This is a genomic window from Vibrio sp. R11-SG3-ISO3-SZ, from assembly GCF_059834345.1.
Genome location: NZ_JCBDGX010000083.1, coordinates 1 through 20389, shown reverse-complemented (window position 1 = coordinate 20389; position 20389 = coordinate 1). Strand labels below are relative to the sequence as shown.

Sequence of the window (20389 nt, the reverse complement as noted above, 5' to 3'; positions counted from 1 at the left end):
TACCGACAGTGCTCAAGCACTGGGTGCGCTGGAGTTGGATGAAGAAGATCTCGCTTTGTGTACCTTTGTGTGTCCTGGCAAATACGAGTACGGTGCGCTACTTCGTGAATGCTTAGACAAGATCGAGAAGGAAGGGTAATTTTCATGGCGCTTAAAAAGTTTCTTGAAGACATCGAGCATCACTTCGAGCCGGGCGGCAAACACGAGAAGTGGTTTGCCTTGTATGAAGCGGCGGCAACGCTGTTTTACACACCAGGTCTAGTGACAAAGAAAAGCTCACATGTCCGTGATAACGTTGACTTAAAACGTATCATGATCATGGTTTGGTTTGCGGTATTCCCAGCAATGTTCTGGGGTATGTACAACGCTGGCGGCCAAGCCATCGCTGCTCTTAACCATATGTACGCAGGGGATCAACTTGCGGCTGTGGTTGCGGGTAATTGGCATTACTGGTTAACAGAAATGCTTGGCGGTACCATCGGAGTAGAAGCTGGCGTGGGTAGTAAAATGCTACTTGGCGCAACCTACTTCCTTCCTATCTACGCAACGGTCTTTATCGTTGGTGGTTTCTGGGAAGTGCTGTTCTGTATGGTGCGCAAGCATGAAGTCAACGAAGGTTTTTTCGTGACCTCCATTCTGTTTGCTCTCATCGTTCCACCTACGCTTCCATTGTGGCAAGCCGCTTTGGGTATCACCTTTGGTGTTGTTGTCGCAAAAGAGATTTTTGGTGGCACAGGTCGTAACTTCCTCAACCCAGCATTGGCGGGTCGTGCGTTTCTATTCTTCGCTTACCCAGCTCAAATCTCGGGTGACGTCGTATGGACAGCGGCTGACGGTTTCTCTGGTGCGACTGCATTGAGCCAATGGGCTCAAGGTGGTAATGGTGCCTTGATGAACACCGTGACTGGCGCGCCGATCACTTGGATGGATGCCTTTATTGGTAACATCCCAGGTTCAATTGGTGAAGTTTCGACACTGGCACTGATGATCGGTGCAGCGATGATCGTTTACATGCGTATTGCGTCTTGGCGCATCATTGCCGGCGTGATGATCGGTATGATCGCAACCGCAACGCTATTTAACGTGATTGGCTCTGATACCAACCCTATGTTTAACATGCCATGGCATTGGCACCTGGTTCTAGGTGGTTTTGCATTCGGTATGTTCTTTATGGCAACAGACCCAGTGTCGGCTTCCTTTACCAACAAAGGTAAATGGTGGTACGGCGCGCTCATCGGCGTGATGTGTGTTCTGATTCGTGTCGTCAACCCAGCGTACCCAGAAGGTATGATGCTGGCGATACTATTCGCGAACCTATTTGCACCTCTGTTCGACCATGTAGTAGTTGAAAAGAACATCAAGCGGAGACTAGCACGCTATGGCAAGTAATAACGACAGCATTAAAAAGACGCTGGGTGTTGTTATCGGGTTGAGCCTGGTTTGTTCAATCATCGTTTCAACAGCAGCGGTCGGTCTGCGTGATAAGCAGAAAGCGAACGCGGTTCTCGACAAGCAGAGCAAGATTATCGAAGTGTCTGGCATCGATTCTCAGGGCCAAAAAGTCCCTGAGCTCTTCGCTCAGTATATTGAACCTCGTCTTGTAGACTTCACTACCGGTGATTTCGTTGAAGGTAACGCAGCGACATTCGATCAGCGTAAAGCGGCGAAAGATCCAGCGGAGTCCATCAAGCTTGACGCGGCAGACGACAAAGCGAAAATCTTGCGTCGCGCGAACACAGGCGTGGTTTACCTCGTGAAAGATGGCGACTCTGTCTCTAAAGTTATCCTTCCGGTTCACGGCAACGGCCTATGGTCGATGATGTACGCGTTCGTCGCGGTTGAAACGGATGGCAACACAGTGGCAGGGATTACTTACTACGAGCAGGGTGAAACCCCAGGACTTGGTGGTGAAGTAGAAAACCCATCTTGGCGTGCACAGTGGGTCGGCAAGAAACTGTTTGACGACAACCACAAGCCAGCGATTAAAGTCGTGAAAGGTGGTGCACCAGCGGGTTCTGAGCACGGTGTTGACGGCCTTTCAGGTGCAACGCTAACAAGTAACGGTGTTCAACACACTTTTGACTTCTGGTTAGGTGATATGGGCTTCGGTCCGTTCCTAGCAAAAGTTCGTGACGGAGGTCTGAACTAATGTCTAGTGCACAAAACGTGAAAAAGAGCATCTTAGCGCCGGTATTGGACAACAACCCGATCGCGCTACAGGTTCTCGGTGTCTGTTCTGCGCTTGCAGTAACGACCAAACTTGAGACAGCTTTTGTTATGACACTGGCGGTAACCTTTGTTACGGCATTGTCGAACTTCTGTGTATCTCTGATTCGTAACCACATCCCTAACAGTGTGCGTATTATCGTCCAAATGGCGATCATCGCCTCTTTGGTTATCGTGGTTGACCAGGTGTTGAAAGCCTACCTCTACGACATCTCAAAACAGTTGTCGGTTTTCGTAGGTCTGATCATCACCAACTGTATCGTTATGGGCCGTGCAGAAGCATTTGCAATGAAATCTGAGCCTGTGCCGTCTTTGATTGACGGTATCGGTAACGGTTTGGGTTACGGTTTCGTTCTGATCACTGTTGGCTTCTTCCGTGAACTGTTTGGTAGCGGTAAGTTGTTTGGTCTAGAAGTTTTGCCATTGGTGAGCAACGGCGGTTGGTACCAGCCAAACGGCCTGATGCTCCTAGCACCTTCGGCGTTCTTCCTGATCGGCTTCCTAATTTGGGGTATTCGTATCCTGAAACCAGAACAAGTCGAAGCGAAGGAGTAAGGTCGTCATGGAACATTACATTAGTCTGTTAGTTAAATCGATTTTCATCGAGAACATGGCGCTCTCTTTCTTCTTGGGTATGTGTACCTTCTTGGCGGTATCCAAGAAAGTGAAGACGTCATTCGGTCTAGGTGTGGCGGTTGTGGTGGTATTGACCATTGCGGTTCCTGTGAACAACCTAGTCTACAACCTAGTATTGCGAGAGAACGCGCTAGTCGAAGGCGTTGACTTGAGCTTCCTTAACTTCATTACCTTCATTGGTGTGATTGCAGCGTTAGTACAGATCCTAGAAATGGTCTTGGACCGTTTCTTCCCACCTTTGTACAACGCATTGGGCATCTTCCTACCGTTGATCACCGTAAACTGTGCGATCTTCGGTGGTGTATCTTTCATGGTACAACGTGACTACAACTTTGCCGAATCTGTCGTGTACGGTTTTGGTTCTGGTGTGGGCTGGATGCTCGCGATCGTCGCTCTTGCAGGTATCCGTGAGAAGATGAAGTATTCTGACGTTCCTCCAGGCCTACGTGGTCTTGGCATCACCTTCATTACTGTGGGTCTGATGGCGTTAGGCTTTATGTCTTTCTCTGGTGTTCAACTGTAAGTCGGGTAAACCGCAACAATTAAGGAATAGTCAATGGACATTATTCTTGGTGTAGTGATGTTTACTCTGATTGTACTGGCGCTAGTACTAGTGATTCTTTTCGCTAAATCTAAGCTGGTACCAACAGGTGACATTACAATTTCTGTGAACGATGACCCGAATCTGGCGATCGTTACACAACCAGGTGGTAAGCTACTTGGCGCTCTAGCGGGCGCGGGTGTGTTCGTATCTTCTGCCTGTGGTGGCGGTGGCTCTTGTGGCCAGTGTCGCGTTAAAATCAAATCCGGTGGTGGTGATATCCTGCCAACCGAGCTAGACCATATTACTAAAGGTGAAGCTCGTGAAGGTGAGCGTCTTGCCTGTCAGGTCGCGATGAAAACCGACATGGATATCGAGTTACCAGAAGAGATCTTCGGCGTTAAAAAGTGGGAATGTACCGTTATCTCTAACGATAACAAAGCGACATTCATTAAAGAGCTTAAGCTACAAATCCCAGATGGCGAGTCTGTACCTTTCCGTGCAGGTGGCTACATTCAGATTGAAGCGCCAGCTCACCATGTGAAATACGCTGACTTCGATGTACCAGAAGAGTACCGTGAGGATTGGGATAAGTTTAACCTATTCCGCTACGAGTCTAAGGTAAACGAAGAGACAATCCGTGCATACTCAATGGCTAACTACCCAGAAGAGCACGGGATTATTATGCTGAACGTACGTATTGCTACGCCGCCGCCTAATAATCCTGAGGTACCACCAGGTATCATGTCTTCTTACATCTGGTCTTTGAAAGAAGGCGACAAGTGTACGATCTCTGGTCCATTCGGTGAGTTCTTCGCGAAAGATACCGATGCGGAAATGGTCTTCGTCGGTGGTGGTGCGGGTATGGCGCCAATGCGTTCTCACATCTTCGATCAGCTTAAGCGTTTGAACTCTAAGCGTAAGATGTCTTTCTGGTACGGCGCACGTTCTAAGCGCGAAATGTTCTATGTGGAAGATTTCGATATGCTGCAAGAAGAGAATGACAACTTTGTTTGGCACTGTGCATTGTCCGATCCAATGCCAGAAGACAACTGGGATGGCTACACAGGCTTTATCCACAATGTCTTGTACGAAAACTATCTGAAGGATCATGAAGCTCCAGAAGATTGTGAGTACTACATGTGTGGTCCACCGATGATGAATGCGGCCGTTATTGGCATGCTAAAAGACTTGGGTGTAGAGGATGAAAACATCCTACTCGATGACTTTGGCGGTTAATAGTTCGCGCCTCTAAAACGATGGCTGGCTCTTTGAGTCAGCCATTTTGCATTCCACACGACCCGTTTATACATTACTGGATAAACCAACCCGAAACCCAGGAGTTTTTTGTGAAAAAGTGGCTTGTTGCGTTTGCTTCCCTACTGATACTGGCAGGGTGTGAACAGCCCGTTGAGCAAATACATTTAAGCGGCCCAACGATGGGGACGACTTACAACATCAAGTACCTCAATACCGAAGGGCTGCCTGAACCTGAAGTCATTCAGCAAGAGGTTGATCGCCTGCTTGAGGAGGTCAACGACCAAATGTCGACCTATCGTAAGGACTCAGAGCTCAGCCGTTTTAACCAAAGTGAAAGCACGGAACCTTTTCCCGTGTCGCCACAAACGGCGTTGGTTGTGAAAGAAGCCATTCGCCTTAACGGTCTTACTCTAGGTGCATTGGATGTGACGGTTGGGCCTTTGGTCAACTTATGGGGATTCGGACCTGAAGCGCGCCGTGAAGTGGTACCCACCGATGAAGAGCTGGCGAAGCGCCAGGCCAGAGTGGGGATTGAGCATCTGCATGTTGAGGGCAATACCCTGCGCAAAGAGATTGCCAATCTTTACGTCGACTTATCAACCATCGCCAAAGGTTGGGGAGTGGATGTGCTGGCGGATTACATCCAATCCATCGGTGTCGACAATTACATGGTTGAAGTGGGCGGTGAGATTCGCCTCAAAGGCGTAAATCGTGAGGGTGTCGGCTGGCGTATCGCGATTGAAAAACCTTCGGTCGATGAGCGTGCGATTCAAGATATTATTGAACCCGGCGATATGGCGATTGCCACATCAGGTGATTACCGCAACTATTTTGAGCGTGATGGGGTTCGCTATTCCCACATCATCAATCCTGAAACGGGTAAACCTATAGATCATAAAGTGGTGTCGGTGACGGTTTTACATCCTTCGTCAATGACCGCAGATGGGCTGGCGACGGGTCTTATGGTCTTAGGTGAAGAAGAGGGAATGAAGGTGGCAGAAGTGCACCAGATCCCGGCACTCATGATTGTAAAAACAGACGATGGGTTTAAAGAGTTCGCTTCGTCCACCTATAAGCCATACTTACATCAATAAACGGCAAGAGAGCATGTCACTATGAGTACATTTATTATCACCTTCGGTGTTTTCATTGCAGTGATTGCAGCCATGTCTATTGGCTACATAGTGCAAAAGAAAGTGGTGAAGGGCAGTTGCGGCGGTTTAGGCGCTGTGGGCATTGAGAAAGTGTGTAATTGCCCTGAGCCTTGCGATGCGCGTAAAAAACGCGAAGCAAGAGAAGCGGCGCGAGCAGAAAAGCTGGCCGCTTGGGAAAAGGACCGTATTGCCTAACCGTTATTCGCTAACGGTTATTCCCTAATGGTTATGAGCCAATGGTCATTGGCTGACGACTTGATTGCGACCATTCGCTTTTGCGGTGTAGAGCCGATCGTCAGCCACTTTTATTTGGCCATCAAGGCTCGCCTCAATACAAGACACGCCGATGCTGATAGTGACATTGATGGTGTCGTCAGCGTAATGAATCGGCGTCTTTTCGACTCGGCGGCGCATACTATCCAGCCGCTTTACAAAGTCGTCATACGGTTGGCAAGATTGAATACAGAACTCTTCTCCGCCAAATCGGGCGACAATATCTTCCGGAAAATAGATCTTTAGGATGTTGGCGACCATAACCAATGCCGCATCACCGCCATCGTGGCCGTAGTTGTCATTTACTTGCTTAAAGTGATCAATATCGAGCATTGCAATGTTGCGTTTTTCGCAGCCATCACACACTTGATCAAACAAAAAACGGCGATTCCATAAGCCTGTTAGTGCATCTTGGTTGGCGAGTTTATACAGCTCATCCGTAGCCTCTTTCATATCAAGCAACTGGTGAACACGGCAATAAAACTCTTCTTGATTGAAGGGCTTAGTCAGAAAGTCATTCGCCCCAGCTTTAAGAAATTGCGCGGTTAAGGTTTTGCTTCCCGTACCGGATAAACCCAGTACCGCGAGCTGATTCTTGGTGTAAGTCTGGCGCAGTTCCCTTGTCATCATCACGCCGTCTTTTTCCGGCATGTCATGATCGGTGATGATAAAGGTAATGTCTGGGTTCTGCGCAATCAGTTCGAGCGCTTGCTGGCCATTTTCTGCTTGAGTCGTTTTGATGTATTGATGTTCCAATAGCTGCGCAACATGGCGACGAACGGTGGGGGAATCATCAACCACCAAGCCATGATGATTTTCGTTGTTGAGCAAGCGTTTGGCGAGTGGCAGCAAATAAGACACTGAGGCCATGCTGTCTTTGAGGATGTAATCCATCACCCCTTTGGCAATAAATCGTTCCCGTGCTTGCTCATTAAAAGTGGCGGTAAGGACGATGACTTTCTGTTCATGAGAAAGAACCAGATCAATCACTTCGCCATCTTGCGCATCAGGCAAACAGTAATCTAACACCGCGAAGCGAAACGACGGATGTTTCTCTAAAGTCTCTTTGGCTTGGGCATACGATTCGACACCAATCACGTGACAGCCGAGTGAGGAAAGTTGTTGAGTAAGATAGTTGCGATAGGCGCGGCTATCCTCTACGACCAACACTTTATTATTCAACGTGGTGCTCCTAATCTATATTTAACCTGTTAATAATAACTGTATCTCATTAACTTGCGAATCTTTTAACAATTCTCAAACCAAAATTCGGCTTTGTGGTTATGGGAAGATAAATTATACTGTTTGGATATACAGTTTTTAGGTTCAAAAGGCGATGAGGAAGATCATTCACATCGATATGGACTGCTTCTTCGCTGCGGTCGAGATGCGTGATCACCCTGCTTATCGTGGGCGTCCTCTGGCCGTCGGAGGCAGCGAAAAGCAACGTGGAGTGATCAGCACGTGCAACTACGAAGCGCGCCAGTTCGGCGTTCGCAGTGCAATGCCAACCGCACAGGCACTGAAGCTTTGCCCGCATCTATTGGTTGTACCCGGTCGGATGCAAGTTTACAAAGAGGTCTCAGCGCAGATCCGAGAGATTTTCGCGCGCTATACGCCGCTCATCGAACCTCTCTCTTTGGATGAAGCTTACCTTGATGTGACGCACTCCCCGCATTGCCATGGCAGCGCTACCCTAATTGCGCAAGCGATTCGACAGGATATCCATCAGGAGCTCAATTTGACCGCCTCAGCCGGGATTGCGCCTGTGAAGTTTCTCGCCAAGGTTGCCTCAGACATCAATAAGCCGAATGGCCAGTGTGTGATCCCACCGCAGGATGTACAACGCGTCGTGGACAGTTTGCCGCTAGAGAAAATCCCCGGAGTCGGCAAGGTAAGTTTAGAGAAGCTGCATCAAGCGGGCTTTTATGTTTGCGAGGACATAAAGAACAGCGATTATCGTGAACTGTTGCGCCGTTTTGGGCGCCTCGGGGCGTCCTTGTGGAACAAGAGCCAGGGGATTGATACACGTGAAGTCGTGACAGAGCGAGAGCGAAAGTCTGTGGGTGTGGAGCGCACGTTCAGTCACAATATTCACAGCTATGATCAATGCTGGCAAGTGATTGAAGAGCGGCTCTTCCCAGAGCTGGAACGGCGCTTAGAAAGAGCGTCACCGGATAAAGGAATCATCAAACAGGGCATTAAAATGAAGTTCGCCGATTTCCAACTCACCACTATTGAGCACGGGCACAATCAATTGGAGTTGGCGTATTTTAAGCAATTGCTTAGTGATATATTAACCAGACAGCAAGGCCGTGAGATTCGCTTGCTTGGATTAAGCGTGATGTTGAAGCCTGAAGAGCAAACCAAGCAGCTGAGTTTCTTCTAAATGTTGACACAGGGGCAGCACAACACTGACAAAACCCTGCTAGCGTCAGCAAAAAGGACATAGGTAAATCATGATGAGAAAAATCGTATTGGCATTGGCACTCAGTGCTTCGGCACCTACGCTCGCGGCTCAATGCCATATTGGGCTGCAAAATGAGGTTCACCTCAATGAGCGTCAGCTAGAAATCCATCAAACCAGCGGTGACAGTGCGGTGGTGGATGGGAATAACGAATTGACCATTCACGGCGAGCGCGTACCGCTTAGTGCCGAGCAGAAAAAAGCCATTGAAGAATATAAACAAAACCTCAATAGCTACGTACCTAAAGCAAAGCAGTTAGCCCAAGATGGCTTAGCGTTAGCGGACGATATTATTGATGATATTGCCGATAGCTTTGATACACCCGACGCCTTTGAGGGGGTCAAAGCATCACTGCGCGCTTTCTATAAGGATATGGAATCGAGATATTACAACGACGGTGATCTTATTTTGCCGGCGCAAAGCTTTCGTGAAATGGCGCAAACTTGGGCAGAAGATTTTGAAAAAGCCAAAGCACTATTTAACCAAGAGTTTATTACCAGCAGTTTTGCTGCGCTTCAGGCGAAGATGACCGCCGAAGGAGGGATTAACCTCACCGAAATGGCGGAAACCATGGCGGAACTGAAAGAGCGTATTGCGGCTCGGTTGGATGAGCATGGAACTCAGTTGCAGAAAAAAGGCGATGCATTGTGTGATTCATTAGAAGAGATGGTCGAGCAAGAGCAGCAGCTGCATCAACAGATCCCAGAGTTAAAAAACTATCCGGTCTTTACCATCTAACCCTACTTTTTATCTTTTCTAATAATAATGAAGATGCTTGTAAAATTACCTTTACTAGCATCTTCTTTGTTTTCTATGTCACTAAGCTAGAGAAATGTAGTCCAGCAATTGAAATGGCCAGTGTTTATCTATATTGTACCAGTCAACTAGTTTAATGGTGCAAAGTGGTATGGCACAAACAGACAACGTACAAGCTCGTGAGCACTTTGGTTCACGTTTAGGATTCATTCTCGCAGCGGCTGGTGCGGCTGTGGGGTTAGGGAATATTTGGGGTTTTCCAACCCAAGCGGCAAGCAACGGTGGCGGGGCATTTCTATTGGTCTATCTGATCATGATCTTTGTCGTCGCCTTTCCGATGCTAGTGGTTGAAATGGCAATTGGTCGTCATGGTCAAGCAAACCCCATTGATAGTATGCGCTCACTTCATTCTCACCCTATGGCAAAAAACATCGGCTCCATGGTCGGTTGGGTTGGTCTGAGTGTACCGTGTGCTGTGCTCGCTTTTTACAGCATCGTTGGCGGGTGGTTGATTTGCTTCTTGTTCGCGGCGGTGTGTGATCTGGCAGGGCTCGACGCCCTGAGTGCATGGTTCAAAGGCTTTAGCATCGAGCGTAACCTATTGGGCACTGTGATCTTCTATGTTCTGACCATTTTGATTGTTCAAGGTGGTGTTAAACAGGGCATCGAGAAATGGTCGACTCGGCTCATGCCTGCGTTGTTTTTGCTCTTCGCTTTGCTGTTTATCTACATCATGACCCAAGCGGGCGCAATGGAAGGTCTCAAACACTATTTGGTGCCAGATTTCGCTAAGATCATGGATCGTAAGCTGATTTTAGCAGCGATGGGGCAAGGTTTCTTCTCGCTAACCATAGGGGGATGTTCCATGCTGATCTATGGCTCTTACCTGAGTAAAAAAGAGAACCTGCCAAAGATGGCCATGAACGTCACCTTGGTTGACACCGCTGTCGCTTTTATTGCGGGATTGGTGGTATTGCCTGCCATGTTTGTGGCGATGCAAAAAGGTGTTCAGATCTACGCTGAAGATGGCTCATTACTCAGCTCGGATACCTTGGTGTTTAGGGTACTGCCGTTGATGTTTGAAAGCTTAGGGCTTCTTGGGCAACTCTTTGCTGTGGTGTTTTTCTTGTTGCTGACTATTGCCGCGCTGACCTCCTCAATCTCGATGCTTGAGTGCCCCGTTGCCTTAGTCGGCGAACGTTTCGGTACGGGAAGAACGGCGACCAGTTGGTGGTTAGGCGGCGCGATAGCGTTAGTCAGTGTAGTTGTGGTGTATCACTTCTCTGCCTTATTTGGCTTAGTCGCGATGATCGCCACGCAGTATCTGCAGCCGATGGCGGCGTTAATGTTCTGTCTGTTTGGTGGCTGGGTTTGGAGTCGTAAAGGGAAAGTTCGCGAGCTAGAGCAAGGGTATCCAGAGTTTAGCCTGGGGTGGTTTGGCAAAGTATGGCCAGTGTATGTCAAATTTGTCTGCCCGCTGCTTGTCGCGACGGTGATCTGGGCGTCGTTTTAAAAAGCTTGAAGAGTGCCTGACAGGCACTCTTCAACCCTTCAACTAGCCACGACCTCGTGTTTTTGTCCCTTTTATCGCCGCATTTTTTTCAATAAAGTCGATGATCATCCCTGCAATGTCTTTACCTGTTGCGGCTTCAATACCTTCAAGACCAGGAGATGAGTTCACTTCCATCACCAGTGGCCCACGTTCTGAGCGCAACAAATCCACGCCAGCGACGTTAAGACCCATGATTTTGGCCGCAGCAACCGCAGTGCGGCGCTCTTGCGGCGTGATTTTGACGAGTGATGCGCTGCCGCCTCGATGCAGATTAGAGCGAAATTCGCCTTCCGCCCCTTGACGCTTCATCGCGGCGATCACCTTGTCGCCAATCACAAAACAGCGAATATCGGCGCCGCCGGCTTCTTTAATGTACTCTTGGACCATGATGTTGGCCTTCAAGCCCATAAATGCTTCAATCACACTTTCGGCTGCTTTTCGTGTTTCGGCAAGCACTACGCCAATACCTTGTGTTCCTTCTAGAAGCTTGATCACAACAGGCGCACCGCCGACCATCTCCAACAAATCTTTCACATCATCCGGTTTGCTGGCAAAACCGGTGATCGGCATACCGATGCCTTTGCGAGAAAGTAACTGCATGGAACGAAGCTTATCTCTAGAGCGGGTGATCGCCACGGACTCGTTGACCGGATAAACACCCATCATCTCAAATTGACGCAACACAGCGGTGCCATAGAACGTCACCGAGGCGCCAATACGAGGAATGATGGCATCAAACCCTGACAGCTCTTCGCCTTTGAAATGAATTTCAGGTTTGTCTGAGTTGATATTCATGTAACAACGTAGAGCGTCAATAACCTTCACTTCGTGGCCGCGTTCTTTTGCTGCCTCGATTAAACGCTTGGTCGAGTAAAGTTTAGCGTTACGAGACAGAACACCGATTTTCATGCTGTGATTTCCTAATAGGGCAATACTCATCCGGCGATGGTCTCCGAATGAGTGCAAACAAAACAATAGAAACTCAGATGCCAGAGCGAGCACCTGTGACTTTTAAGATAAAGAGTCAGCGCGAAAAAGTGGCAATATTGACGCCTCAGCGCTGTAAGGACGCGAACCTTAGCAGTGGGGTAAATGGCTTGGCTAACAAAAATTAATTGTCGTCACTACAAATATTATCGCTCGATAGTGGCCCAAGCCGTGCGGTGATTTTGAGCCACAAAAAAGCCGAGTAAGAGCTCGGCTAATACAGTAATACTATGTTTAGATGAAAGACTATGCCTTCTCAGGAATCGCTTCCAGAAGGGCGACCATTTGCTCCCAAAAGAGCGCCACGGTATCAATCTTAACCTTCTCATCTGGTGAGTGAGGGAACTTAATGGTAGGACCAAAAGAGACCATATCCATATTGGGGTAAGGTTCTTTAAATAGACCACACTCTAGACCGGCGTGAATCACCATGATGTTCGGCTTGTGACCGTAAATGCCTTCATACATGTCGCGGAAGATGGCCATGATCTCTGAATCCGCATCCGGTTTCCAGCCAGGGTAGGCGCCAGAGAAAGCGATCTTAGCACCAGCAAGCTCAGCCACGGAGGTGAGCATGCCTTCAACTTGTTGGCGACCTGAATCAATCAAAGAACGAACTAAGCAGAGAACGCGAATAGCTGATTTTTCTGTGGTAATGACACCAACGTTTAATGAGGTCTCGACCACTCCTTCAATGTCGTCACTCATACGAATCACGCCATTCGGACAGGCGTTCAAAGCGGCGATAAAACGTTGTTGATCGGCAATAGACAACACATCTTCCTGGCTGTCACTCGCTTCATTAAACGTGACTAGGCTTGTTTCCACTTTGCCGAGCTCGTTGGTAAGCAGTTGTGTGTAGAACTGATAAAGCTCGGCAAGCTTAGCTTCGTTTTCAGCAGGGACGGCGACCGTAACAAACGCTTCGCGTGGAATTGCATTGCGCAGGCTACCACCACGGAATTCAATCAGGCGCAAATCCAGTTCGCTTGCGTGACCTGCTAGGAATCGAGCGAGGAGTTTGTTGGCATTCCCGCGTCCAGTGTGGATATCACAGCCTGAGTGTCCGCCTTTTAAGCCTTTAAGAATAAGCTGTCGGGTCACATAGCCCGCGGGCAGAGCTTCGCGTTGGATCTCGAACGTCATTTCACCGTCGATACCACCGGCACAACCCATGTACACTTCACCCTCTTGCTCAGAATCGGTATTAAGCAGAATGTCGCCTTCTAACCAACCCGCTTCAAGACCAAATGCGCCAGTCATGCCTGCTTCTTCATCAATCGTCAGCAGCACTTCTAGTGGCCCGTGTTTAATGTCATTGGACGCCAATACCGCGAGACAAGACGCCATACCAATGCCGTTGTCCGCACCCAAGGTTGTGCCTTTGGCGGTGACCCACTCACCATCAATATAAGGTTGGATCGGGTCTTGGGTAAAATCATGATCCGTGTCTTCGTTTTTCTGCGGCACCATATCAATGTGAGCCTGCAGAACCACACCTTTTTTATTCTCCATCCCTTTGGTCGCCGGTTTTTTGATGAAGACGTTGCCGGTTGGATCGCGTTTGACTTCTAGGCCTTGATCGGTCGCCCAATCAATGATCATTTGCGCTAGGGCTTCTTCGTGTTTCGATGGGTGAGGAATGGAGCAAATCTTGTCGAAAAACTGCCACAAAGGCGCTGGTGACAAGCTGCTAATTTCAGAATGGAACTCAGACACGGATAACTCCTTATAATGAGAGATGGCAAATATTGTCTTATGCACCAAATGATGAGTAGCACAAACATCCAAACTTGCCGATTTGATGTTGGTCAGAATAGCACTCTCAAGATCGATACCCAAGTGAGTTGATGCAAACTGCAGCGAAAAGTGCCTACCCCTCTATCGACGCGATATTCAATGATATGATTATCAATCTGACAGATTAACTTAGATTCTAGTGATTTTTATGTAATTAAATTACAGCTGTGTTTTGATTTGAATCAGTAATTGCACTTTTTTGTGACTTTTATCACTCGGGGTGTTGTAATTTAATTTCTATAAGGTATATTTGTAACCACTTCGGCAGCGAAGTAAAAACGCTCAAAGGATGAGTCCGAGTTATCGCCTCCAAGGAACTGAGAAATCAATCATTGTAATGTGTTTAATTGATTTAGAAGGTGATGTTATGAAAGGTTTACCAAGTGCAGCGTTCTGGCTAAACAAATCTGTTTATACAGGAAGCTTTACTTACCCCACTAGCTTTGGTTACTAACACTGAAAGCTTGTTTATCTCGAACGTTATGTTCACCCCCTAATATTGGAATATATTTGCAGCGCCGTTTTCGCTGACATGATTCAACCGCCACTCATTTTGAGTGGCGTTTTTTTATCCGCCAACTCACCGATTTCTCCTTATTAATGCCATTCTCTGCATATTATGCACATAAGCACGTGTTACTCAGGTTACAAACTGCCGTTCTGGATTTGAAAGTTTACAACATGGTACAAAAGTTCACCGTCTGAATGATGATGTCTTTTCTTTCTATCTTTATGAATTTTATTTGTTTTTGTTTTGTTTGTGGCTCTTTTATAGCGATAGGTTGCCCATTTACAACCCGAAATATTGATTAGAGTCATAATTCTATCTGGAATTTACTATTTGATGACTTTATAATTCCGCCAATCGATTACGCAACCGTTTACTTTTTACCCTTTTAGGATTCGATCATGTTCGAAAAACTGTTCAAACTCAGTGAAAATGGCACGAATGTCAAAACTGAGATCATTGCCGGTGTGACCACATTCCTGACAATGGCTTACATCATTTTTGTCAACCCAGCTATGCTGGCCGATGCAGGGATGGACAAGGGCGCTGTCTTTGTTGCGACCTGTTTAGCCGCTGCGATTGGCTGTTTTATCATGGGCTTTGTCGCTAACTACCCGATTGCATTGGCGCCAGGTATGGGCCTCAACGCGTTTTTCACTTATGGCGTTGTTTTGGGTATGGGCCACTCATGGCAAGTCGCGCTCGGTGCGGTGTTTATCTCTGGTTTGATCTTCATGGCGCTTTCGGTATTCAAAATCCGTGAGTGGATCATCAACTCCATCCCATTGTCGCTGCGCACGGGTATCTCTGCGGGTATTGGTCTATTCCTTGCGTTTATCGGCCTACAAAACTCAGGCATCGTCGTTGATAATCCAGCGACCTTGGTCGGCTTGGGCCACATCACAAACCTAGCGCCAGCCTTGGCCGCCTTGGGCTTTTTCTTGACCATCGGTTTGGTGTACCGCGGCGTTCGTGGCGCTGTGATGATCGCGATCCTTATTATCACCGCACTTGGTCTATTGGTAGGTGATGTGCAGTGGGGCGGAGTGATGTCGACACCACCAAGCATTGCGCCGACCTTTATGGAAATGAACATTGCAGACGTGTTTGAAGTGGGCATGATCTCAGTGGTCTTTGCTTTCTTGTTTGTTGATCTCTTTGATACGGCGGGTACGCTGGTGGGTGTTGCAACTAAGGCGAACTTCATCAAAGAAGACGGTAAACTACCACGTTTGAACAAAGCACTATTGGCGGACTCAACAGCAACGTCAATGGGCGCGGTACTCGGTACCTCAAGCACCACGTCTTACGTAGAGTCTACGGCAGGGGTTGCGGCAGGCGGTCGTACTGGTTTAACGGCGGTGGTTGTTGGCGTGCTGTTCTTGTTGGCACTGTTCTTCTCGCCTTTGGCTGGCATGATTCCTCCATACGCGACCGCTGGCGCACTGTTCTACGTAGCGATTCTAATGATGTCTGGCTTGGTCAGCATCGATTGGCGTGATCTAACAGAAGCGGCGCCGGTTGTGGTGACGTGTCTGCTGATGCCACTGACTTACTCAATCGCAGAAGGTATTGCACTGGGCTTTATCTCTTACGCTGCAATTAAGTTACTGAGTGGTAAAGGACGCGACGTGTCTGTGAGCGTTTGGGTACTGTCGGCAGTCTTCTTACTGAAGTACGTCTTCGCTGGTTAATCACAAACATTGAATCAACAACGCCACAGCGCTTTCGCTGTGGCGTTGTTTTATAGAGAATATAATTCGCCATTGGTATTGGCCCCCGCTTCCGGTAAAATAATCGTTTGCGTAGCTTTTCCCCTATTTGGCCTGGTGCATCAAGCTGTAGGTTGTATCAACTTAGCTTGTTTTTCAGGGGATGCCGATTGGACAAAACTATTAGGTTATTACAATGAGTAAAAAATTCATCATCACTTGGGATCAGATGCACGCGTACTGTCGTGAACTTGCAGAAAAGCAGATGCCTGCCGAGCAATGGAAAGGGATTTGGGCTGTAAGCCGTGGCGGTTTAGTACCGGGCGCTATTTTAGCGCGTGAACTCGGCATTCGTTACGTGGATACCATCTGTATTTCAAGCTATGATCACGATCACCAACGTGATATGAGCGTATTGAAAGCACCTGAAGGTGACGGTGAAGGTTACCTTATCGTTGAAGACCTGGTCGACAGTGGTGACACAGCACGCAAACTACGTGACTTGTACCCGAAAGCGAAATTGATCGCCGTGTGCGCGAAACCATCGGGCGCTGAGCTTTTAGATGACTACGTGGTTGATATCGCTCAAGAGACTTGGATTGAGCAACCATGGGATATGGCGATTCAATACATCGAACCGATCAATCGCAAGCAAAAGTAGTGCTTTTTCACTCTTGGGTGAATGCATTGGCGATTTCAATAAAGAATCTTGATAAATGACCCTTTCTTGGGTCATTTTTTTTATTACTATGAAAGAATCGAACGAATACACGAGTAATGTGATGTCGGAAGAAGTAAGCAAAAACCTGTCTGAGACGCTGTTTGCCAAAGATAAAAAAGCCAAAGAGACGTCGGAGTTGATTGCCTACATGCCATCAAGTCAGGCGCTGCTGGATGAAAAACGTGTCGAAGACGGCTACAAATGGTATCGCAACTTACGCCGCCTGCAATGGACATGGCAAGGTCTACAACCTATCGAAATCGAAGGCGTATTAGCGGCGATGGCCTCCTCAAAGCATTCGCGTACCCACGATGAGTGGCTAGATACTGTGATGGGCTATCACAGCGGGAACTGGAACTTCGAGTGGACAAAGTTGGGTATGCTGCATCAAAAGCGCGCGCAACAACTCAAAGGTGAAGAAGCGGCTGATGAGCTCTTTAACGCCTCCCTTTGTTACAGTATCGCTGGTTATCCGCACCTCAAAAACGATACGCTCGCCGCTCAGGCGCAAGTGTTGGCGGGCAATGCTTATGAGGAAGCAGCGAAACAGACTAAGTACACCATCAAACGGCTAGAGATCCCGCATCAAAATAAAAAAATCGTCGCCCACCTTCACTTAACTCGCACTGATGAGCCACAACCTGTGGTGATGGTGAGCGCGGGTCTCGATAGTCTACAAACGGATATGTGGCGTCTATTTCGCGATCATCTAGCCAAAAAAGGCATCGCGATGCTCACTATCGATTTGCCGTCTATGGGTCACAACACCCATTGGAATCTGACGCATGATAGCTCTTGTCTGCATCAGGCTGTGCTCAATCAATTGGTTGATATTCCTTGGGTTGATCATCACCGAGTGGGGTTGATCGGGTTTCGTTTTGGTGGCAATGCCATGGTGCGTTTGTCATTTATGGAGCAAGAGAAGATCAAGGCGTGCGTGACGCTAGGGGCGCCGATTCATGACATCTTATCGTCTCCGGATAAAATCAAGCAGATGCCCAAGATGTATCTGGACGTGTTGGCATCGCGCATTGGGAAGAATATTGTCGATATCAACAGTCTGGCGATTCAACTGATGGCATGGTCGTTGAAGGTGCAAGGTATCTTAGGTGGGCGTAAAACCAAGGTGCCTATTTTGGCGATGAACTTAGAGCGAGATCCTGTTTCTCCCTTTAGTGACAACCGATTAGTCGCCTTGTACAGCCAATACGGCAAAGCGAAGCAAATCAGTGCTAAGACAATTACACAAGGATATGAGCAATCCCTCGATTTAGCGATCAAGTGGCTAGAAGATGAGCTAATTAGATGACATTGTGGGTTTTTTAGACGACACTAAAGTAATGACGTACCGCATCTAAAGTGTCCGTCACACCGTGTTCCAGCCAACAGATAATAATGAATATGGAGATTCACTATGACTGGAGAAAAAAAGACCCCGACGCATTTTCGCTTGTTAACCACACTGCGTGCTATTGGTCCCTATCTGCGAGAAGTACAGAGTTCGGAAGGGGCGTATCTATTTGATTGCCTGTCTGTGTGTGTCAACGACAAGAAATCCCCTGAAAAGCGCGAGTTTTGGGGCTGGTGGCTTGAGCTTAGCTTAGTCGACGGCTATTACGAAGCGCGTTACCGTACTGGCCTTTATGATGTCAGTGGTGAATGGCGAGACGACCCCTTGCCGAAAAAGGCCGTGGAAGAGGTCACCAAAACCCAAGAAGCGTTTCATCAAAAATTGATTGAAACCTTGTCAACGGAGTTTGATCTCGAAGTAAAAATGCATCAGCAATCGGTCGAATTTGTCTAAATTTCATTGATTGACATTGAATCCTAGTAAAAAGGCGCGTTATCGCGCCTTTTCTACTTGTGAAAAGCGGATTTGATTGCTAAAACAACAGGTCAGTTTTTTAACCATCCTTATTTCTCATTCAAAGTAGAAGTGTCATGAATCAGCAACGCACCGCTGCCACATCACCAAAAACTGTGGTAGTGAAACTTGGGACCAGTGTACTCACTGGTGGGACTTTGGCGCTTGATCGGGCTCATATGGTTGAGCTTGCGCGTCAATGTGCAGAACTTAAAAAGCAGGGCCATTCAGTGGTCATGGTCTCATCGGGCGCTATTGCCGCAGGTCGAGAGCACTTAGGTTACCCCGCACTCCCCAATGCGATGGCCAGCAAGCAGTTGCTGGCGGCGGTTGGTCAAAGTCAGTTGATTCAAACTTGGGAAGCCTTGTTTGGCATTTACGGCATTAAGATTGGTCAAATGCTGCTCACGCGCGCTGACCTTGAAGACAGAGAGCGTTTTCTCAACGCACGCGACACCATCAATGCCTTAGTTGATAACGACATCATTCCTATTGTGAATGAGAACGATGCCGTCGCCACCAGTGAAATCAAAGTGGGCGACAACGATAACTTATCTGCCTTGGTCGGCATTCTTTGCGGTGCAGACAAACTGTTGCTATTGACGGACCAAAAAGGTCTGTTTACCGCTGACCCACGCAAAGATCCCTCAGCAGAGTTGATCAAAGAAGTGAAAACCATCGACGATACGCTACGTAAAATCGCCGGCGGCAGTAGCACAACCTTAGGGACAGGCGGCATGGCGACCAAGCTACAAGCGGCTGATATCGCACGCCGAGCTGGGATTGAAGTCATCATCGCGGCAGGTAGCGCGCCAGATGTGATCTTTGATTCGTTAAGTGAAGCGCCGCAAGGCACGCGCTTTTTGCCATGCGATGAAGCGCTGGAAAACCGTAAACGTTGGATTCTTGCTGGCCCTGCGGCATCAGGCACCATCACGATTGATGATGGGGCGGTGCGTGCCGTGATCAAAAACGGCAGCAGCTTATTGGCTAAAGGCGTCACAGCGGTGACTGGCGAGTTTGCTCGTGGTGAGGTGGTTCAAGTGACCGCACCCAACGGGCAGCTAGTCGCGCGAGGTATCGCTAGCTACTCTAGCCAAGACATGGCCAAAATTATCGGCAAGCACAGTAAAGATATTATCGCTATCCTCGGTTACGACTACGGTAGTGAAGTGCTGCACCGCGACGATATGGTCGTTATCCAAGAATAATCAGACGAAGGAGCCAAGAGTGGAACTTATTTCAATGGGCAAGGCAGCAAAAGACGCTGCTTTTCAACTTGCCACCGCATCAACGAAACAGAAGAACCAAGCCCTAGCGATCATCGCTGATGAATTGGAAGCCAATGCAGACCTTATTCTTGCTGCCAATGCTAAGGACATCGAACTGGGCCGCGAAGCGGGGTTGACCGATGCCCTGCTTGACCGTCTGCTGCTCAATCCTGAGCGCTTGAGCGGTATTGCCAATGATGTGCGCAATGTGATCACCCTCAATGATCCTGTTGGCAGTGAGATAGACAGCAAGGTGCTAGAGAACGGCATGTCTCTCTCTCGCCGTCGTGTGCCGCTCGGTGTGGTCGGTGTGATTTATGAAGCGCGCCCTAATGTCACTATCGATATTGCTGCGCTGTGTTTAAAAACCGGCAATGCGAGTATTTTGCGTGGTGGTAAAGAGACGTTTTACTCCAATATGGAGTTGGTGAAGGTCATCCAATCTGCACTGGCCAAAGCTGGGTTGCCTGCGGCGTCGGTTCAGTACATTGAAAATCCAGATCGCGAATGGGTCTCTCAGCTACTCAAACTGGATGAGTACGTGGATATGATCATCCCAAGAGGCGGCGCAGGCTTACACAAAATGTGTAAAGAGAACAGTACGATTCCTGTCATCATCGGTGGATTTGGCATTAGCCACATTTTTGTTGATGAGAGTGC

Annotated in this window: 20 protein-coding genes and 1 pseudogene; 18 read left to right on the top strand and 3 right to left on the bottom strand. The window is 48.2% G+C overall.

Features of this window, described 5'->3' with window-relative positions; translation table 11 throughout:
• The 8 genes and pseudogenes from AC6R1O_RS10705 to nqrM form a co-directional block, all read left to right on the top strand.
• Nucleotides 1-139 (top strand): annotated as a pseudogene (locus tag AC6R1O_RS10705) (Na(+)-translocating NADH-quinone reductase subunit A); the annotation flags it as partial.
• A gap of 5 nt (nt 140-144) precedes the next feature.
• A complete protein-coding gene (locus AC6R1O_RS10700; protein WP_500626534.1) occupies nt 145-1389 on the top strand; it encodes an NADH:ubiquinone reductase (Na(+)-transporting) subunit B in 1245 nt (414 codons plus the stop codon).
• Nucleotides 1379-2149: a Na(+)-translocating NADH-quinone reductase subunit C gene (locus AC6R1O_RS10695; RefSeq protein WP_334554398.1), complete on the top strand. Its 771-nt coding sequence runs from the start codon at nt 1379-1381 to the stop codon at nt 2147-2149. The genes AC6R1O_RS10700 and AC6R1O_RS10695 overlap by 11 nt, the downstream gene beginning before the upstream one ends.
• Entirely contained in the window at nt 2149-2781 is a 633-nt protein-coding gene (locus AC6R1O_RS10690; protein ID WP_487901298.1) for an NADH:ubiquinone reductase (Na(+)-transporting) subunit D, read from the top strand. Before AC6R1O_RS10695 ends, AC6R1O_RS10690 begins: the two co-directional genes overlap by 1 nt.
• Before the next feature lie 7 nt (nt 2782-2788).
• Entirely contained in the window at nt 2789-3385 is a 597-nt protein-coding gene (gene nqrE / locus AC6R1O_RS10685; protein ID WP_014232790.1) for an NADH:ubiquinone reductase (Na(+)-transporting) subunit E, read from the top strand.
• 33 nt (nt 3386-3418) lie between these two features.
• Nucleotides 3419-4642 carry an NADH:ubiquinone reductase (Na(+)-transporting) subunit F gene (gene nqrF / locus AC6R1O_RS10680; protein WP_334554404.1) on the top strand — a complete coding sequence of 408 codons (1224 nt, stop codon included), beginning with the start codon at nt 3419-3421 and terminating at the stop codon, nt 4640-4642.
• Between the two features lie 110 nt (nt 4643-4752).
• A complete protein-coding gene (locus tag AC6R1O_RS10675) occupies nt 4753-5757 on the top strand; it encodes an FAD:protein FMN transferase (RefSeq protein WP_500631746.1) in 1005 nt (334 codons plus the stop codon).
• A 21-nt stretch (nt 5758-5778) separates the two neighbouring features.
• A complete protein-coding gene (nqrM, locus tag AC6R1O_RS10670) occupies nt 5779-6012 on the top strand; it encodes a (Na+)-NQR maturation NqrM (RefSeq protein ID WP_334554408.1) in 234 nt (77 codons plus the stop codon).
• A 45-nt stretch (nt 6013-6057) separates the two neighbouring features.
• Here nqrM and AC6R1O_RS10665 read toward each other — a convergent pair whose 3' ends face one another.
• The gene (locus tag AC6R1O_RS10665) at nt 6058-7272 is read right to left on the bottom strand and encodes a GGDEF domain-containing response regulator (protein WP_487901295.1); all 1215 of its coding nucleotides are present in this window, start codon (nt 7270-7272) and stop codon (nt 6058-6060) included.
• A 154-nt stretch (nt 7273-7426) separates the two neighbouring features.
• On the opposite strand from AC6R1O_RS10665, the gene dinB reads away from it, so the two are divergent.
• The 3 genes from dinB (at nt 7427) to AC6R1O_RS10650 (ending at nt 10827) form a co-directional block, all read left to right on the top strand.
• Nucleotides 7427-8479, top strand: a complete 1053-nt coding sequence (gene dinB / locus AC6R1O_RS10660) for a DNA polymerase IV (protein WP_500631745.1) — start codon at nt 7427-7429, stop codon at nt 8477-8479.
• 73 nt (nt 8480-8552) lie between these two features.
• Nucleotides 8553-9296 (top strand): DUF2884 family protein, encoded by a 744-nt coding sequence (locus AC6R1O_RS10655; RefSeq protein WP_500631829.1) that lies wholly within the window; start codon nt 8553-8555, stop codon nt 9294-9296.
• Nucleotides 9297-9465: 169 nt separating this feature from the next.
• The gene (locus AC6R1O_RS10650; protein ID WP_500631744.1) at nt 9466-10827 is read left to right on the top strand and encodes a sodium-dependent transporter; all 1362 of its coding nucleotides are present in this window, start codon (nt 9466-9468) and stop codon (nt 10825-10827) included.
• A gap of 42 nt (nt 10828-10869) precedes the next feature.
• Here the strand turns inward: AC6R1O_RS10650 and rimK are convergent, their stop codons facing one another.
• Nucleotides 10870-11775, bottom strand: a complete 906-nt coding sequence (gene rimK / locus AC6R1O_RS10645) for a 30S ribosomal protein S6--L-glutamate ligase (protein WP_487901292.1) — start codon at nt 11773-11775, stop codon at nt 10870-10872.
• A 324-nt stretch (nt 11776-12099) separates the two neighbouring features.
• Nucleotides 12100-13572 carry an aminoacyl-histidine dipeptidase gene (locus AC6R1O_RS10640; RefSeq protein ID WP_500631743.1) on the bottom strand — a complete coding sequence of 491 codons (1473 nt, stop codon included), beginning with the start codon at nt 13570-13572 and terminating at the stop codon, nt 12100-12102.
• A gap of 370 nt (nt 13573-13942) precedes the next feature.
• Here AC6R1O_RS10640 and vcdP point away from each other — a divergent pair, with 370 nt between their 5' ends.
• The 7 genes from vcdP to proA form a co-directional block, all read left to right on the top strand.
• Nucleotides 13943-14107, top strand: a complete 165-nt coding sequence (gene vcdP / locus AC6R1O_RS10635; RefSeq protein ID WP_500631742.1) for a small protein VcdP — start codon at nt 13943-13945, stop codon at nt 14105-14107.
• Nucleotides 14108-14562: 455 nt separating this feature from the next.
• Nucleotides 14563-15855, top strand: coding sequence for an NCS2 family permease (locus AC6R1O_RS10630; protein WP_500631741.1), 1293 nt, complete (start codon nt 14563-14565; stop codon nt 15853-15855).
• Between the two features lie 214 nt (nt 15856-16069).
• Entirely contained in the window at nt 16070-16534 is a 465-nt protein-coding gene (gpt, locus tag AC6R1O_RS10625) for a xanthine phosphoribosyltransferase (protein WP_487901288.1), read from the top strand.
• A 121-nt stretch (nt 16535-16655) separates the two neighbouring features.
• Nucleotides 16656-17903: an esterase FrsA gene (gene frsA / locus AC6R1O_RS10620; protein ID WP_500633929.1), complete on the top strand. Its 1248-nt coding sequence runs from the start codon at nt 16656-16658 to the stop codon at nt 17901-17903.
• Nucleotides 17904-18008: 105 nt separating this feature from the next.
• Nucleotides 18009-18398: a sigma factor-binding protein Crl gene (gene crl, locus AC6R1O_RS10615; protein WP_500633928.1), complete on the top strand. Its 390-nt coding sequence runs from the start codon at nt 18009-18011 to the stop codon at nt 18396-18398.
• Between the two features lie 137 nt (nt 18399-18535).
• Entirely contained in the window at nt 18536-19669 is a 1134-nt protein-coding gene (gene proB, locus AC6R1O_RS10610; RefSeq protein WP_500633927.1) for a glutamate 5-kinase, read from the top strand.
• A 19-nt stretch (nt 19670-19688) separates the two neighbouring features.
• The coding region (gene proA, locus AC6R1O_RS10605; protein ID WP_500656971.1) for a glutamate-5-semialdehyde dehydrogenase at nt 19689-20389 on the top strand (701 nt) is incomplete at its 3' end.